Source organism: Micromonospora sp. C51 (assembly GCF_018070435.1).
Lineage (GTDB): Bacteria > Actinomycetota > Actinomycetes > Mycobacteriales > Micromonosporaceae > Micromonospora > Micromonospora sediminimaris.
Map to the genome: position 1 here is coordinate 45732 of NZ_JAGPXQ010000028.1, position 14682 is coordinate 60413.

The 14682-nt window shown below is 72.8% G+C and carries 11 protein-coding genes; 7 read left to right on the top strand and 4 right to left on the bottom strand.

The window, feature by feature from the left end:
- Window positions 1-3 precede the first annotated feature (3 nt).
- A complete protein-coding gene (locus KBX50_RS23270) occupies window positions 4-1803 on the bottom strand; it encodes a long-chain fatty acid--CoA ligase (RefSeq protein WP_210939780.1) in 1800 nt (599 codons plus the stop codon).
- 145 nt (window positions 1804-1948) lie between these two features.
- On the opposite strand from KBX50_RS23270, the gene KBX50_RS23275 reads away from it, so the two are divergent.
- The 6 genes from KBX50_RS23275 to KBX50_RS23300 all read left to right on the top strand — a co-directional run bounded on the left by KBX50_RS23275 (window position 1949) and on the right by KBX50_RS23300 (window position 7229).
- The gene (locus KBX50_RS23275) at window positions 1949-2404 is read left to right on the top strand and encodes an SRPBCC family protein (protein ID WP_210939781.1); all 456 of its coding nucleotides are present in this window, start codon (window positions 1949-1951) and stop codon (window positions 2402-2404) included.
- 40 nt (window positions 2405-2444) lie between these two features.
- Entirely contained in the window at window positions 2445-3161 is a 717-nt protein-coding gene (locus KBX50_RS23280) for a hypothetical protein (RefSeq protein ID WP_247674276.1), read from the top strand.
- A 73-nt stretch (window positions 3162-3234) separates the two neighbouring features.
- Window positions 3235-4182 (top strand): ROK family glucokinase, encoded by a 948-nt coding sequence (locus KBX50_RS23285; RefSeq protein ID WP_093401202.1) that lies wholly within the window; start codon window positions 3235-3237, stop codon window positions 4180-4182.
- Window positions 4183-4211: 29 nt separating this feature from the next.
- Entirely contained in the window at window positions 4212-4916 is a 705-nt protein-coding gene (locus tag KBX50_RS23290) for an endonuclease/exonuclease/phosphatase family protein (protein WP_210939782.1), read from the top strand.
- A gap of 91 nt (window positions 4917-5007) precedes the next feature.
- Window positions 5008-6414, top strand: a complete 1407-nt coding sequence (locus tag KBX50_RS23295) for an NAD(P)/FAD-dependent oxidoreductase (protein ID WP_210939783.1) — start codon at window positions 5008-5010, stop codon at window positions 6412-6414.
- A gap of 11 nt (window positions 6415-6425) precedes the next feature.
- Complete coding sequence (locus KBX50_RS23300) at window positions 6426-7229, top strand: alpha/beta fold hydrolase (protein ID WP_247674292.1); 804 nt, start codon at window positions 6426-6428, stop codon at window positions 7227-7229.
- A gap of 29 nt (window positions 7230-7258) precedes the next feature.
- Here KBX50_RS23300 and KBX50_RS23305 read toward each other — a convergent pair whose 3' ends face one another.
- A complete protein-coding gene (locus tag KBX50_RS23305; protein WP_210939785.1) occupies window positions 7259-8674 on the bottom strand; it encodes a trehalose-6-phosphate synthase in 1416 nt (471 codons plus the stop codon).
- Between the two features lie 175 nt (window positions 8675-8849).
- Window positions 8850-9698 (bottom strand): DUF308 domain-containing protein, encoded by an 849-nt coding sequence (locus KBX50_RS23310; RefSeq protein WP_210939786.1) that lies wholly within the window; start codon window positions 9696-9698, stop codon window positions 8850-8852.
- A gap of 551 nt (window positions 9699-10249) precedes the next feature.
- Here KBX50_RS23310 and KBX50_RS23315 point away from each other — a divergent pair.
- Window positions 10250-10960, top strand: coding sequence for a 1-acyl-sn-glycerol-3-phosphate acyltransferase (locus KBX50_RS23315; protein WP_210939788.1), 711 nt, complete (start codon window positions 10250-10252; stop codon window positions 10958-10960).
- A 42-nt stretch (window positions 10961-11002) separates the two neighbouring features.
- Here KBX50_RS23315 and KBX50_RS23320 read toward each other — a convergent pair whose 3' ends face one another.
- On the bottom strand, window positions 11003-14566 hold the full coding sequence (locus tag KBX50_RS23320) for an adenylate/guanylate cyclase domain-containing protein (RefSeq protein ID WP_210939790.1): 3564 nt from the start codon (window positions 14564-14566) through the stop codon (window positions 11003-11005).
- Window positions 14567-14682 lie beyond the last annotated feature (116 nt).

Genomic DNA, 14682 nt, shown 5'->3' on the forward strand with positions numbered 1-14682 from the left:
TAGTCAGCCGCGGTAGATGTCGGCGATTTCCGCCGCGTACGTCTTGTGCACGACTTGGCGCTTGACCTTCAGCGACGGGGTCAACTCCCCGGTCGCCTCGGTGAAGTCGCGCGGCAGCACCCGGAACACCTTGATCGCCTCGGCCTTGGAGACCGACTCGTTGGCCAGGTCCACCGCAGCCTGGATCTCCGCGCGCAGCCCCTCGTGCTGACGCAGTTCCTCGATCCCGGTGTCCGCCGGTAGACCGGCCGACTCCAGCCAGCCCGGGAGGGCCTCCTCGTCCAGGGTGACCAGTGCGGCGATGAACGGCTGCCGGTCGCCCACCACGACGCACTGACTGACCAGACGGTGCGACCGAACCTGGTCCTCCAGCACGGCCGGTGCGACGTTCTTGCCGCCGGCCGTCACGATGATCTCCTTCTTGCGGCCGGTGATGGTCAGGTATCCGTCACCGTCGAGCGAGCCCAGGTCGCCGGTGCGGAACCAGCCGTCGGTGGTGAGCGCCTCGGCGGTGGCCGCGTCGTTGTGCCAGTACCCCTGGAAGACGAGATCACCGGAGACGAGGACCTCGCCGTCGTCGGCGATGCGGATGGTCACACCGGGCAGCGGCCGGCCGACCGTGCCGATCCGGGTGAATCCGGGCAGGTTGGCCGAGGCGGCGGGAGAGGTCTCGGTCAGGCCGTAGCCCTCGCAGACCGTCACGCCGATGCCCCGGAAGAAGTGGCCGAGCCGGGCGCCGAGTGGCGCGCCGCCGGAGATCGCGTCGCGGCAGCGCCCGCCGAGCGCGGCCCGCAGCTTGCTGTAGACCAGCCGGTCGAAGAGCGCGTGCTGGGCACGGAGCGCCAGGCCGGGCCCGCCGGGCGTCTCCAGCGCCTCGCTGTACGCGATGGCGACCGCCTCGGCCCGGGCGAAGATCTTGCCCTTGCCGCCGGCCTCGGCCTTCTGCTTGGCGCCGTTGTAGACCTTCTCGAAGACGCGGGGCACCGAGAGCACGAAGGTCGGCTTGAAGTCCTGCAGCTCGGCGACCAGGTTCTTGGTGTCCGAGCAGTGCGCCATGGTCGCCCGGGCCTGCACCACGCCGATCTGGATGAGCCGGGCGAAGGCGTGCGCGAGCGGCAGGAACAGCAAGGTCGAGGCGTTCGGCCCGAACAGGTTCGGCAGCACCGGGACGGCGTTGGCGATGTCGGCGTACATGTTGCGGTGGGTCAGCACGCAGCCCTTGGGCCGGCCGGTGGTGCCGCTGGTGTAGATGATGGTCGCCACGTCCGAGGAACGCAGGGCCGCGCGGCGGCGATCGATCTCGGTTGGCTCCACCTCCGCGCCGGCGGTCACCAGGTCGTCCACGCCACCCAGGTCGATCTGCCAGACGTGGGCCAGGGCGGGCAGCTGGTCCCGGACGCCGGCCACCAGCGTGGCGTGCGCGGTGGTCTCCAGCACGACGGCCACCGCGCCGGAGTCGCCCAGGATCCAGGCCGCCTGCTCGGCACTGGAGGTCTCGTAGATCGGCACGGTGACCGCACCGGCCGCCCAGATGGCGTAGTCGACGAGCGTCCACTCGTAACGGGTGCGGCTCATCAGCGCCACCCGGTCGCCCGGCTGCACACCGGCGGCGACCAGCCCGCGCGCGACCGCGGCCACCTCGTCGCGGAACTGCCGGCAGGTCACGTCGGTCCAGCCCCCCGCCGCGTCGCGGCGGGCGAACTGCACCGCGTCGGGCGCGGTCTCGGCGTTGTCCCAGACCGGATCGGTGAGGTTGGCCGAATCGCCGACGGTGACGATCGGCGGAACGGTGAACTCGCGCACCTGCACTCCCTCGTGCTCACGGGACCTGGTCGGGCCGCCACCTGCGCCGGTGGCTCTGTCGAAACCTACCCGCCCGGTCGACCGGGAGCACACCGCAGGTGGGCGGCGCGGCGCGCGGGGGGTCACCGGACGGTAGCCTCCCAGCATGGCGGACTCCTCCACCCAGTCGATCATCATCGGCGCGTCACCGGACCGGGTGGCCGCGGTCATCTGTGACTTCCCGAGCTACCCGGAGTGGACCGACGCGGTCCGTGCGGCGGAGGTGATCGAGGAGTACGAGGACGGTTACGCCAGCCAGGTCCGTTTCGTGCTCGATGCCACCGTGATGGCCGACGAGTACGTGCTGGCATACGCCTACGCCGAAGACCTGTCCCGGATCGAGTGGCACCTGGTGGCCCCGTCGAAGATGCAGCGGGCGCAGCGGGGCGCGTACGACCTGGAGGCCAACGCCGACGGGAGTACCACCGTGACCTACACGCTGGAGGTGGAGCTCGCGGTCGGGATGCTCGGCATGTTCCGTCGCAAGGCCGAAAAAATGATCATGGATGCCGCGTTGAAGCAGCTCAAGCGCCGGGTAGAAGCATCCGGTGCGGCGCAGTGACGCAGCTGGCGACCCGGTCGCCGCGGTAGAGGAGCCCAGCATGGGTGCGACAGATCCGGGTACGGCCCGGGAAGAAGCGGAGCGGCTGGTCGCCACTCTGCTGGCCACCGTACGGTTGGCCGCCGCCAACCCGGCGGCGGTGCCGCTGGGCCCGCTCGGCGGGATCGTGACTGGTGTCCTCGGTCACAACGACGTTCCGGGTGCGGCCTCCGCTGACGCCGGGGCGGGTTTCGCCACCGGTGCGGCCGAATGCTGTGTCTGCCCGGTTTGCCGGGGCATCGCCGCGTTGCGTGACCCGAGCCCCGAGTTCGCCGAGCGACTGGCCACCGGTGCCGGGGATCTGGCCGCTGGCCTGGCGAGTTTCCTGCGCGCCTTCGCCCCGGCCGAGCCGCCGGCCGGGGCGGGCGCGGCACCACCGCCGGGGCCCGCCGCCGATGCCACCGCCACCGCCTCCACCGATCCGTACGGCGACCACGTGTGGCGCGAGGCGACCCGGACCGGGCATGATTCTCAGCCGGCACCGGAGCGGGACGTCTGGTCCGCCGCGACCCGGGCGGAGGACGTCGCCGTCCCGGCCGCCGCGCCCGTCGATGCCGCCGGGCCGGTCGCACCGGCCGGACGCCGGACGCCGACCGAGCATCGCGTGGTGCCCGCCTCCCGGGTACCCGACGGCGAACCCGCGCCGGGTGACGAGCCCGCGCCGGACGGCCGTACCGTGCCCGGCGGGCGGCAGGGCGCACCAGGCGACGGGGCCTGATCACGGACGACCCGCAGCACCACCGGCGAGGGCAGGTGTGCGCGGGGTGGCACAGCAGAGGGGAGTGGCAGCGGTGACGCTGACCATCGGAGTCGACGTCGGTGGCACCAAGGTGGCCGGCGGTGTCGTCGACGACACCGGCACGGTCCTCGTGCAGACCCGACGGGACACCCCCGCCGACGACGTCGGCAAGACCCGCGACGTCATCATCGAACTCGTCGCCGAACTGAGCGCCGGTCATGACATCCAGGCGGTCGGCATCGGTGCGGCCGGCTGGATCGACGCCAGCCGTTCCACAGTGCTCTTCGCCCCCAACCTGGCCTGGCGGGACGAGCCGCTGCGGGCGTACGTCAGCGCGGCGGTCGGCTTGCCGGTCATCGTCGAGAACGACGGCAACGTGGCGGCCTGGGCGGAGTTCCGCTACGGCGCCGCCCGCCACGCCGACGACTCGATGGTCATGTTCACCATCGGCACCGGCGTCGGCGGCGGCATCGTGCTCGGCGGTGAGTTGGTCCGCGGTGCCCACGGCATCGCCGCCGAACTGGGCCACATGCTCACCGTTCCCGACGGCCACCAGTGCGGCTGCGGCCGACTCGGCTGCATCGAGCAGTACGCCAGTGGCAGCGCCCTGGTCCGGTTCGCCCGGGCCGCCGCCCGGCAGGAGCCGCACCGGGCCGCCGCCCTGCTGGAGTTGGCCGACGGTGAGGCCGAAGCGATCACCGGCCCGATGGTCACCGCCGCCGCAAAGGGGGGCGATCCGGTCTCAGCCGAGGCGTTCGCGCAGGTCGGCCGCTGGCTCGGCACCAGCCTGGCGGACATGGCGCAGATCCTCGACCCGCAGATCCTGGTCGTCGGTGGCGGCGTCATCGACGCCGGTGACCTGCTGATGGGCCCCACCCGTCGCTCGTTCACCGAGGCGCTGGCGCAGCGCAGCCGGCTGCCGGTGGCCGAGATCCGGCCAGCCGAGCTCGGCAACTCCGCCGGGGTCATCGGGGCCGCCGACCTGGCCCGGCGGATCTAGCGGTGCCGGTGTCCTCGACACCGCCTCCGGTGACGGAGCCCGGTGTCCCGCTGCGCGTGTTGTCGTACAACGTCCACGGCCAGCGCGACGACACCGCCGCGCTGGCCACGGTGGTGCGCGAGGCGGCACCGGACGTGGTCATCGTCCAGGAGGGACCGCGCCGGTTCCGGTGGCGGGAGAAGTCCGCCGCGCTGGCCGAGTCGTTCGGGTTGGTGGTCGCCGCCGGTGGGCTGCCGTCGCTGGGCAACCTGGTGTTGACCAGCCTCCGGGTGCGGGTGACCGCGACCCGCTGCCGGCGCTTTCCGCTCACCCCGGGCCGGCACCTGCGCGGCGCCGCGTACGCCGACTGCCGGGTGGGCGCCTCGGCCCGGTTCACGGTGGCCGGGTCGCACCTGTCCACCGATCCGGCGGAGCGTCCCGGACAGGCCGAGCTGTTCAAGCGGGACCTGACCGCCGCACCCCACCCGGTGATCGCCGCCGCCGACCTCAACGAGGAGCCGGACGGGCCGGCGTGGCGCACCGTGGCCGACGGGCTGACCGACGCGGCGGTGGCGGCCGCCCGGACCGATCGGCTCACCTACTCGTGCGCCGAGCCCCGACGGCGCATCGACGCACTGTTCGTCGACGCGCGGATCACCGTGGTCGACTACGACGTGGTGGACACCCCGCTGACCCGACGGGCCAGCGACCACTTCCCGGTCCTGGTCGACCTGCTGGTGCCCGCCACCGCCTGAGACGGCCGTCCGCCGGGCTGGACATCCCGCTCCGTTGTGGAGAGGATTTCGCGCGACCCGGCATTCGTGCCGAGACGAAGGAGATCCCCCGGTGCCCACCTCCACCGAGCCCGGCCGGCCAGATCCGGAGACGACCACGCTCGCCCGCGGCCACGACGGCCGCCCGGTCTCCGACCGGGGCGACACCGTCTGCGTCATCGGCGCCGGTGCCAGCGGCCTGACCGCCGTCAAGAACCTCGCCGAGCACGGCTTCGGGGTCGACTGCTACGAACGCGAGACCGGAGTCGGTGGCGCCTGGAACTGGCGGCACGACCGCAGCCCGGTGTACGCCAGCACCCACCTGATCTCGTCGCGGCCGTTCACCCAGTTCCCCGACTTCCCGATGCCCGACCACTGGCCCGACTACCCGCACCACAGTCAGCTGCTGTCGTACTTCGAGCGCTACGCCGACCACTTCGACCTGCGCCGGCACATCTGGTTCGGCACCGAGGTGGTGCGGGTCGAGCCGGTCGGCGACGACCGGTGGGACGTCACCACCCGCAGCACCGGCGGCTACGGCCCCGAGCGCACCTCCCGGTACGCCGCCGTGGTGATCGCCAACGGGCACAACTGGTCACCGAAGCTGCCCCGCTACGAAGGGCTGGAGCAGTTCCGGGGCGAGGTCATGCACGCCGCGTCGTACAAGGATTCGGCGCAGCTGCGGGGCAAGCGGGTGCTGGTGGTGGGCGCCGGCAACACCGGCTGCGACATCGCCGTGGAAGCCGCCCAGCAGGCGTCGCGTTGCTGGCACTCCACCCGCCGCGGCTACTGGTACGCCCCGAAGTACGTCTTCGGTCGCCCCGCCGACCAGGTGAACGACCTGCTGCTGGCGCTGCGGGTGCCGCTGCGGGTACGGCAGTGGCTCTACCACCGGACACTACGACTGACCGTCGGCGACCTGACCCGCTTCGGCCTGCCGAAGCCGGACCACCGGGTGTACGAGACCCACCCGATCGCCAACAGCCTGCTCGTCTACCACGTGGGTCACGGCGCGATCACTCCGGTGCCGGACATCGAGCGTTTCCACCCGCACTCGGTGGAGCTGACCGACGGCCGGCAGGTCGACCCGGAACTTGTCGTCTTCGCCACCGGCTACCTGCCGCGCTTCGAGTTCCTCGACGGCAAGATCCTCGGCGACGACGAGGGGGTGGGCCGGCCCCGGCTGTGGCTCAACGCCCTCGTACCGGACCATCCCACGCTCGCGGTGACCGGGCTGCTCCAACCGGACTCCGGCATCTTCACCCTGGCCCACTGGCAGGCCGTGCTCGTCGCCCGGTTGCTGCGGTTGCGCGTCAGCCGACTGGAGCGGGCCGCGGCCTTCGCCGCCCGGGTACGCGCCGGGGCCGGCGAGCGCTACTCGGGACAGGTGAAGGATTCGACCCGGCACTGGTTCGAGGTCGGGCACGCCGACTATCTGCGCGCGCTGGAGCGCGCCCTACGCGAGCTGGAGAGCAAGTGACCGAGCGGGTGATGCGCAGCTTAGAGTGGGCGCGGCCGGTGCGCCCGGTCCGGCGTGAGGTGCTCAGCGCCGTCCCGGAGTTGGAGGAGGGGCGGCCGCCGCTGCTGTTCGTACCCGGCTTCGGCCATGGCGCGTGGGCGTACGCGGAGAACTGGCTCGGACACGTCGCCGCCCGCGGCTTCGGTGCCTACGCGGTGAGCCTGCGCGGGCACGGCGCCAGCGAGCCGGCCCCGGAGGCGACCCTGCGGGCGTACGCGCACGACGTGGTCCAGGTGGCGGCGAGCCTGCCGCGCCGGGCGGTGCTGGTGGGGCACGGCGCCGGGGCCCTGGTGGTCGCGCACGCCATGGCCCGCTATCCGGCTCGGGCAGCGGTGCTGGTGGCGCCGGTGTTCGGCGGCTGGGCGACGTTCGGCGCCGCGTTGCGCCGCAACCCGCTCGGTACCCTGCCGGCAGTGTTCGGCGCCGGGCTGCGGCTGAATCGCCGGCAGCTGTTCAGTGGTGAGCTGCCCGACGCCGACGCCCGGCGGTACGCCGGGCGGCTGGGGCGGGCGGCCCGGCGGGCCCAGTGGCAGCTGTTGACCGGCGCCGATCCGGAGCCGGCGGTGGGTGATCCGCCCGTGCTGGTACTGGGTAGCCCGGACGACCGGGTGGTGCCGGCCGCCGCGCTGACCCGCGCCGCGCGGCGGTACGGTTCGGCTCCGCTGCTCTTTCCCGGCATGGGTCACGACCTGATGCTCGATGCCAGGTGGCGGGAGCCGATCGACGCGATCCTCGACTGGCTGGTCAAGGACCCGGCCCGCGACGACCTCGGCTGAGGCGTCGCGGGTGTGCCCGACGGCCGGTCTCAGCCGCCGCCGAGGCGGGTGAGCATCGAACCGCTCTGGTCCAGCGTGGACAGGTAGGAGCGAGCCCAGGCCCGGATGTCGTGCTCGTGCAGGTACGCACGCATTGATCGCATCCGTTCCCGTACGTCGGCGGGGTCGGCGCGCAACGCGGCGAGCAGACCCTGCTTGAGCCCTTCCAGGTCATGCGGATTGACCAGGTACGCCTGCGGCAGTTCGGCGGCGGCCCCGGCGAACTCGCTCAGCAGCAGCGCGCCGCTGTCGTCGACCCGGGCGGCGACGTACTCCTTGGCGACCAGGTTCATCCCGTCGCGCAACGGGGTCACCGCCATCACGTCGGCGACCCGGTAGAGCGCGGCCAACTCGGCGCGATCGAACGGCTGGGTGAGGTAGTGGATGGCGGGCTCACCCACCCGGCCGAACTCGCCGTTGATCCGCCCGACCTCGCGCTCCACCCGGTCCCGGAGGATCTGGTATTGGCTGACCCGCTCCCGGCTCGGCACCGCCACCTGCACCAGCACCGTGTCGCGGACCTTGACGTGCCCACCGGCCAGCAACTCGCTGTACGCCTTGAGCCGCTGCTCGATGCCCTTGGTGTAGTCCATCCGGTCGACGCTGAGGATCACCTGGTCGGGGCTGCCCAGGTCGTGACGCAGCCGGTGTGCCCGGTCGGCCACGTCCGGGCGGTCGGCCAACGCCGCCATCTCGACAGTGTCGATCGACACCGGGAACGCGCCGATGCGCACCACCCGGTCCTCGACGCCGACCCGTCGGTCGGTGGCCGGCAGCCCCAGCACCTTCGTCACCAACTGGGCGAAGTTGTGCGCCGCCTGGGCGCGCTGGAAGCCGACCAGGTCGGCGCCGAGCATTCCGCGTAGCAGTTCGGCCCGGCGGGGCAACTGCATGAACAGCTCCGGCGGGGGGAAGGGCACATGCAGGAAGAAGCCGATGCGCAGGTCGGGCCGGAGGGCGCGGAGCAGCCCCGGTACCAGTTGCAGGTGGTAGTCCTGCACCCAGACCACCGCGCCGGGCTCGGCCACCTGCGCGGTGGCCTCGGCGAACCGCTGGTTGACCCGTTGGTAGGCGTCCCACCAGCGCCGGTGGTGCTGGGGCTGCTCGACCGCGTCGTGATAGATCGGCCAGAGGGTCGCGTTGGCGAAACCCTCGTAGTGGTCGCGCAGGTCTTCACCGCTGAGCGGCACGGAGCGCATCCGTACTCCGTCGATGTCGGGCAGGGCGGGCGCGGGACCGGTGCCGCCGGCCCAGCCGACCCAGGTGGCGGGAGTGTGGCGCAGCAGCGGGTGCAGCGCGCTGACCAGCCCACCAGGGCTGCGCCGCCACTCGCAGGCGCCGTCGGGGGCCACGCTGTCGTCGATGGGTAGGCGGTTGGCCACCACCACGAGGGAACTCTGTCGCATCTCGGGCATTCCGATCAGCAGGGGAGTGACCGCCACGAGGAAGGAACAACCGGGCAGTCGGCGGGTGACGTGACGTACTGCGGTATTCCTACTGACAGTAAGTTACACCACTGTTACGCGCGTCGGCACGGGCGGTCGCCGTCCCGGTATCCGGACGGCTACCCTGCGCGGTGACTCAGACGACGGCGCCGTCGTCCGGGTCTCGGTCGTCGGCGTCGCCGGGCCGCAGCCGCCACACCAGCGTGACGAAACCGGCGAGAATGCCGGTGAAGCCGAGCAGCGTCACGATGCCCTGGTCGACGGGGAGCAGATCGGGAAAAAGGAACAGCACGAAGCCGAGCAGCACGGCGAGGATGCCGGCCAGCGCGAACTTCGACACCCGGGGCAGCGGTGGTGGCGGCGGCGGTACGTAGCGCTCGTCGTCGTCCGGGTCGTCGGGCAGCTCCGCGCCGAAGGTGTCCAGGCCGTCCAGCAGCGACGGCCCCTCCCCGTCGCGGGGGCCACGTCCCACCGAGACGCCGGAGATGTCGGCGGCGTACGGCAGTCGGCGTACGTCGGTGGCGGTGGGGCCGGGCTCCTCGGTGCCGGGTCGGGTGGCGGTGGCTGTGCCACCGCCCCGCCCGGCCGGGTCGTCCACGTTCTCGGCGGCGGGCCACGGATGGTCGCCGGAGCCGAGCGGGGCGTGGAAGCCGGCGATGATCCGCTCCCACTCGGCGTCGATGTCCGGCTCCTCGCTGGCGCGGGCGTCGCCGGTCTCGTCGGCGAGCTGGCTGAGGTAGTCCCGGGCGGTGCTCAGGTGCGAGCGGTCCACGTAGAGCCGGTCCACTGGTCGGGGCGGCACGGTGGTGGTACGGGTGACCGGGTTCAGGTCGGCCGATGGTTGCAGGTAGGCGGCGATCCCGCCGGCGGCCAGCACGTCGAGCAGGTGCTCGCCGACGCGCGGATCCACGTCGCCGGCGATGGCGTACTCGCTCGCGTCGAGACCGTTGTCCCGCCGTCCCCGGCGGGCCCCACCCGCTGACACCGACCATCCTCCTCATCGCGCCACCGGCGCGCCCCGCAGCCCCTCGGCGCGCCCCCGCACGCCCCGTGCCCTGAATCGTGACACGTCGAGGGTGGGTTCGGGGAGTGCCTTGTGGCGCGGCGTACGGTCACCGGGCCCGGCCGATGGCCACAGCCGTCACTGTCGCACCGCTTGTCTGCCAGGCGACTCTGCCAGGCTACGACCCTCGGTGATGGTCACCCAGCGTTACAGGAGCCGCCTCGGCCCCCACCTACCCACCGCCGCCTTTGCTCTGCTTCAACCCACGCACAGCCGCCTGACCAGGTGGGATGGCGCCAGCGGAAGCCAGGCTCCGGCTGACAGCCGGCACGGAAAGTCACTGTTGCGTGGGTTGAAGCAGAGCAAAGGACGGAGAAGGGAGGTACGGAGGGGGAGGGGCGAACACCGAACGTGACGGGTGATTTCGGGCCGAGCGTCCGTTGCCGCGGCTGGCCGTCGGTTCGTAGGCTCGTGCCACGATCACCCGACCCGGCGCGGTCCGCGGTGACCAAACACCTGGGGAGAGGATGCCGGTGCTCTACTGGCTGCTGAAGTACGTGCTGCTCGGCCCGCTGCTGCGGCTCATCTTCCGGCCGCAGGTGGAGGGCCTGCACCACGTACCGGCGACCGGCCCGGTCATCCTGGCCAGCAACCACCTCTCCTTCTCGGACTCGATCTTCACGCCGCTGATCGTGCCGCGCAAGGTCACCTTCGTGGCCAAGGCGGAGTACTTCACCGGCAAGGGGATCAAGGGCTGGCTGACCAAGATGTTCTTCACCGGCACCGGCACCATCCCGGTGGACCGCACCGGCGGCCGGGCCGCCCGCGCCGCGCTGGACACCCAGCTGAAGGTGCTGCGGGCCGGCGGCATCGCCGGCATCTACCCGGAGGGCACCCGCTCTCCCGACGGCCGGCTCTACCGGGGCAAGACCGGAGTGGCCCGGCTGGCGCTGGAGAGCGGTGCGCAGGTCGTGCCGGTGGTGATGCTCAACCTGGACGAGATCCAGCCGCCCGGGCAGCTCATCCCGAACCTGGCGCGGGTCCGGATCCGCTTCGGCCCGCCGCTGGACTTCTCCCGTTACGCCGGGCTGGCCGGTGACCGGTTCGTCGAGCGCGCGGTCACCGACGAGATCATGTACGAGTTGATGGAACTCTCCGGTCGCGAGTACGTCGACGTCTACGCCCAGCAGCTCAAGACCCCGCCCACCGCGACAACCCCGCCCGCCACACCTGTCGCGGCCTGAGGGGCCCGCCGGGGAGGGCGGGCCGGGCGAGGGTGTGGCCGGTCAGGAGGCGAGGATCTGCGCGGTGTCGGCTGGCGGCTGGGCCAGAGCGAGCAGGCCCGGTGCGCCGTTGCGGTGGGCGAAGGCGCGCAGCTCGGCCAGAGGCGCGTCGGCCGCCGCGAGGTCACCGGCGCAGGTCAGTTCGCGTACCGCGAAGGTCAGTGCCAGCATCCGGTCGGTGACGTCGGGGATACCGGCGTAGGTCTCGGCGGCGGCCAGGTGCAACTCGGCGGCGTGCCGGTGGTTGTCGTCGGCCCCGGCCAGCGCGCCGGTCACCGTCCGCAGCGCCGCCTCCGACCAGGGCGTACGGTGACCGACCTGGTCGAGCATGGCGCGTATCCGGGCGGCGGGCTTGCGTCCGGTGAGGCACGCCGCCCAGCTGGCCGCGGCGATCCACTCGCCGCTGGCCAGCGCCGGCACCGCCGTCCACGACTCGGCCAGCTCGTCGACAAGCGCGGCGGCCTCGTCGAGGCGCCCCTGTACCGCCCGGCACAACGCCCCCATCGCGAGCATCGTCCAGTGCAGCCGGTGGAAGCCGCTGCGTCGCGCGATGTCCAACGCGGCGGCCACGTCGTCGCGCGGCGGTGTCCCGGTCGGCGCCCCGTCGGCGGGTGGGCCCGGCGGCACCGGCTGGCCACGCAGCACCAGCAGGCACGACCGCAGGCCGCGTACCTGCATGTCCCAGCTGCCGGTCGGGGTGTCCACGAACGCCTCGGCGGCGGCGAGCAGCCGGCCGAAGTCTCCCTCGAACCAGGCCCGCATCGCCTCGCCCGAGTAGCTGGTGGTCAGGGTCTGCCCGCTCGCGGTGCGGGCCGGCGCCGCCGAGAGCAGGGCGTCGGAGCGTAGCCAGTCGCCCTCCTCGCGAACCGCGTAGGCGAGGTTCTGGGTGGCCCGGGGCAGGGCGAGCAGTTGGCCTGTCCGGCTGAACTCCACGATGCTGTACAACTCGTCGAGCCCGGCACGGTCGCCGGCCTGGTAACGGGCGGTGGCCGCAGTGATCCGGGCGTTGGTGCGGGTCTCGGTCAGCCCGAGTCGTTCGCCGATCTCCGCTGCCGTGTCCGCCGCCGCCACGGCCGGGTCACGCTCGTAGTTGAGCATGTGCAGCCGCCCCAACTCGGCGAAGGCGTCGGCCTTCTGCGCGCTGTCCGGTAGCGGCTCGAACAGCCGTACCGCCCGGTCCAGGCAGGCCAGCGCCGCCGACCGGTCGGCCCGCAGCCACGCCGCCTGGCCGAGCAGTGTCCAGGCCCGCGCCGCGCACGCCTCGTCGCCGTACGCGAGCAGCCGCTCGGCGAGCGCCTGCACCTGCTCCGGCCCGCCGCTGGAGAGGAAGGCGTTGCCGTCGCGGTGGAACGAGATCTCGGTGCTGAGCAGCTCCAACTGGAGCCGGCCCACCGGATCGGAGTCGTCGGCCAGGCCGAGCGCGCGGGCGGCGTGGCTGGCGGCGGCGTCCAGCCCGTGCAGCGCGTACGCCCGGCGCGCCGCCCGGTGCAGCGCGGCCCGGGCCGGCGCGGCGTAGCGGAGGGTCTCCATGCCCAGCGAACGGGCGATCTCGTGCGCCGCCCAGCGGTGGTGGGCCAGCACCTCGGCCAGGTCGGTGTCCCGGCTCTGCGACAGCGTGTCCAACCAGTCGGCGGTGCGTTCGTGCCGGGCCACCCGCTCGGTACGGGGCAGCCGCTGGTAGCACACGTCGCGGACCAGGACGTGCCGGAATCGGTACTCCGGCTGACCGGCCATCGTGGAGGCGGCCTGCTCGTGGACGAAGTCCCGCTGCTCCAGCCGGCGCAGGGCACGCTCGACGGACTCCACCGGCTGCCCGACGGCGGCGGCCACCGCGCCCGGCCAGAACTGCACCCCGACGACCGCTGCGGCCAGCAGCACCGCCCGGTCCTTGGCGTCGAGCAGGTCGACCCGGTTGGCGATGACCGCGTGCACGCTCTCCGGCATCGGCAGGTCCAGGTGCTTCTCCAACGACCAGCCACGCCCGGACTGCCGCAGCGCCCCCTGCTCGATCAGCATCCGGACGTACTCGTGGGCGTAGAGCGGATTGCCGCCGGCCACCTCGATCAGCGGGGTCAGCAGGTCGGCGGAGAACGCGGCCTGGCCGAACATGTGCGCGTACAACGCGGCGATGCCGGTGTCCCGCAACGGCGGCAGGGCGATGGTGACCGAGCCGGTGATCGTCCCGGCCCAGCTCGGATCCCGGTCGACCAGTTCGGGACGGGCGGTACACAGCAGCAGCAGCGGTACGTCCCTGGCCGCCGCGCCCAGCAGTTCCACGAAGCGCAGCATCGCGTCGTCGGCCCAGTGCAGGTCCTCGAAGACCAGCACGGTGGGGCGGCGGGCGGCGAGCGCCAGCAGGAACCGCCGCCATGCCGACTCCGCCTCCTCGGCCGGCAGCGGAGTGCCGGCCAGCCCGACCAGCGGCCGCAGCGCGTCGGCCACCCGGTCCCGCTCGGCGACGCCGACCAGTTCGCCCACGGCGGTGGCCAGCCGTTGGGCGGCGCTGGCCGCGGGATCGGTGTCGAGGATGCCCGCCTCGGCCTTGACGATGTCGGCCAGCGCGGCGAACGTGACGTTCTCGCCGAACGGCGGGCACCGGCCGATCCGCCAGGTCAGTGGCTCGTCCACCAGCCGGCCGGTATGCCGGTGCAGCTCACGGACCAGTCGGCTCTTGCCGATACCGGCCCGGCCGAAGACGGTCACCACCTGGGGCCGACGGTCACGCAGGCTGCGGTGCAGGGCGTTGACCAGCATGCCCAGCTCGTGTTCCCGGTCGATCAGCGGGGTGGTGTCCGGCTCCCGGTCGGTGGGCTGCTGGCGTACCGCGGACCGGGCCAGCCACACCTCGGTCGGTGCGGACCGGCCGCGCAGGGTGACCGGGGGCTGCTCGTCGTACCGGATGGTGTCGCGGGTCAGCGCGTGCGTGGCACCGTCGACGAGCACGCCGCCGGGCGGCGCCGCCGACTGCAACCGGGAGGCGGTGTTGACCACGTCACCGGCCACGATCGCCTGCCCGCCGTCGCGGGCGGCGGCCACGTCGACAAGCGCCTCCCCGGTCGCCACCCCGACCCGGAAGCGCAGCCCGTCGGTACCGGTGGGAGTGAACCGGGTCAGCACCCGCTGCAACTCCAGCCCGGCCCGCACACACCGCAACGCGTCGGTCTCGGTGGCGATCGGGGCACCGAACAGCGCCATCACCGCGTCACCGATGTACTTCTCCACCACCCCGCCGTACTGGCCGACCACCCGACGGGCGGCGGAGAAGAAACCGGTCTGCATGCCGCGCACCAGCTCCGGGTCGGCCCGTTCGACGTACGGGGTGAAGTCGATCAGATCGACGAAGAGCACGCTGACCCGGCGGCGATCCTCCTGGTTGATGGTCGCCGGCCGGTCCGTGCCGGCGCGGGGTGACCCGCAGGAGGTGCAGAAGGCCACGTCCGGCGCGAGCGGGCGGAGGCAGTGCGGGCAGACGGCACCGAGTTCCGCGCCGCAGCCACCGCAGAAGCGGTCGCCCTCGGCGGCGGTACGTCCACAGCGGTCACACTGTGCGGCGATGACACCCTCCACTGGCAGGCCCCCGACGCGCCGGGGCGCAGTATCGAGTATCGCCGCCCGGCGCACTGTCGGGTACCGGGCTGTTGGTTTGTGGACACTCAGCCGGGCAGCTCACGGCGTTCCGGAAC